At 54.6% G+C, this 1,644-nt stretch carries 2 protein-coding genes; both read right to left on the bottom strand.

Going from position 1 to position 1,644, the window contains the following annotated elements; translation table 11 throughout:
- Positions 1-133 precede the first annotated feature (133 nt).
- Entirely contained in the window at positions 134-700 is a 567-nt protein-coding gene (locus TSA66_RS27525; RefSeq protein ID WP_232429374.1) for a transposase, read from the bottom strand.
- Positions 667-1,533 (bottom strand): transposase, encoded by an 867-nt coding sequence (locus TSA66_RS27520; RefSeq protein WP_232429373.1) that lies wholly within the window; start codon positions 1,531-1,533, stop codon positions 667-669. The genes TSA66_RS27525 and TSA66_RS27520 overlap by 34 nt, the downstream gene beginning before the upstream one ends.
- Between the last annotated feature and the right edge of the window lie 111 nt (positions 1,534-1,644).

The following is a 1,644-nucleotide window of genomic DNA, read 5'->3' as shown; positions in this document are numbered from 1 at the left end:
TAAAAACACCAGATTTTGATGCGTAAAGGAGCGATGAGAGCTTCGGCTCACTTTGCCAGTGGCAGCGGCAATTTGTATTCTTTGATGCCGGCTTTGAAGTGCCTTCCGGATGGATTGCGATATTAATTGGGCTTTAGGCCCTCATTGCTCGCATTAGCGCCGGTATTGTCATGATATTGAAGACCCGCTTCATGTTGTAGGAAAGCACATGCAGGCTCATTTCGGTTTTGACGTGCCTGAGCGTCTTCATCAGGAAGTGGGCTGAGCCCATCCATAGCTTGAGTGTGCCGAATGGATGCTCGACTGTCGAGCGACGGATACGCATCGCTTCAGGGAACCGGTCCAGCCGTGCCTGCACTTCGTCGAGCACGTCCTCATGCTCCCAGCGTGTCACGCGTCGCTGCTGGCTTGGTGTGCAACGATCCTTCATGGCGCACGTTTGGCAATTCGAACTCCAATACCGGTGCAGCGTCATGCCGCTCTCCTGCCGGGCATCGGCACTCATCCCTGAACGGATCGTAAATGAAATCGTCCTTCCCGAAGGACCTTCTGCCGTGGCATTGGAGGTGGCAGAGTTGGGAACAATCGCGGCAATGCCAGCCTGATCGCACTTGAATATTTCCTCACCGCTGTAGTAACCGCGATCCGCAATGGCGGTGACACTGTTCATTCCCATTGCACGACATGCCTTCTTTGCCATCGAGGAGAGCTGGCCACGGTCTGAACCGGTATTCGTGACTTCATGCTCGACAATGAGGTGTGATGCCGCGTCTCGACCGCAGTTTGGACGTTATAGCCGACAACGCCCGTGCCGCGCGTCTTCATTGATCGCGCATCTGGATCAGTGAGCGAGATTTGGCCGTCAGGTGCTTGAGCAAGTTCTGCCTCGATCACCTTCATGGTTCGCATCTGCTCCTTCAACGCTGCAATCTTCTCCTGCAGGCGTTCAGTGCGCAACTGGCCAATATCCGGCCCCTGCCGGTCGGCTGAATCCATTTCAGACAGATAGCGTGCAATGCTCGATTCGATTTCCTGTATCCGGCGTTGCAGCTTGGCTTGGGTGAAGTTCCTGTCACGGTTGTTCACTGCCTTGAACTTGCTGCCGCTAATGGTAACCAAGGCTTCAGTAAACAGATCGAGCTTGCGGCATACGAGAACAAATTGGCGGCAAACATTGCGAATGCCCTTGCCGTTATCCTTGCGGAAGTTGGCGATCGTCTTGAAGTCGGGAGCGAGCCGGCCAATCAGCCACATCAACTCGACATTGCGCTGCGCTTCCCTCTCCAGCCTGCGGCTGGATTGAATGCGGTTGAGGTAACCGTAGATGTAGAGTTTGAGCAAGACGGCGGGATGGTAAGACGGTCTTCCTGTTCTGGCCGGCGTCACACCGTCGAAACCCAGGGTCGCCAGATCGAGCTCCTCGACGAACGCATCGACCACACGCACCGGATTCTCTTCGCTGATGTAGTCGTCCAGCCGATCCGGCAGCAACGTGCTCTGCGTCCGATGTTCCTCTTGAATGAATCGCTTCATCGATCCTCCGGTGTCTTCAGCCCGACAGCCTATTCAACACTCAAGAATTAATCGCGGTGTTCGAGAGGATCAACAATGAGTAAACAATTTGCGCAACCGCGTTTTTACACA

This window comes from Noviherbaspirillum autotrophicum (assembly GCF_000818395.1).
In the GTDB taxonomy this organism is placed as follows: Bacteria; Pseudomonadota; Gammaproteobacteria; order Burkholderiales; family Burkholderiaceae_D; genus Noviherbaspirillum; species Noviherbaspirillum autotrophicum.
This window is presented reverse-complemented; position numbering and strand designations above follow the sequence as displayed.